Origin of the sequence: Mesorhizobium sp. M1A.T.Ca.IN.004.03.1.1, from assembly GCF_003997555.1 — a bacterium.
Taxonomy (GTDB): Bacteria; Pseudomonadota; Alphaproteobacteria; order Rhizobiales; family Rhizobiaceae; genus Mesorhizobium.
In genome coordinates, this window is sequence record NZ_RZTV01001072.1 from 1 (window position 1) to 237 (window position 237).

Consider the following 237-nt stretch of genomic DNA (forward strand, 5'->3'; position numbering starts at 1 on the left):
CTCGTGGCCGGCGGAATTGCCGAAACGACATCGCTTCTGAAGCTCCCGAGCGAAGCTCGCAACACAGTGGCCGGCGGTCCGTTCGGCGATGCTGCCGCGACCGAAGTGGCCTTGATGGCGGCGCGCAAGCGTTTGGGAAATATGCTGCGGAGAGGACAGTCATGAATCAGCAAGAGACTTTTCCGCATTCATCCGTCGGCACAGAAGCAGGCGCCGCACCGCTGAAGATTGCCGTCG

Annotated in this window: 1 pseudogene; it reads left to right on the forward strand. The window is 61.6% G+C overall.

Annotated elements, in window-relative coordinates:
- Positions 1–165, forward strand: a pseudogene (locus EOD29_RS34960) (glycosyltransferase family 2 protein); the annotation flags it as partial.
- Between the last annotated feature and the right edge of the window lie 72 nt (positions 166–237).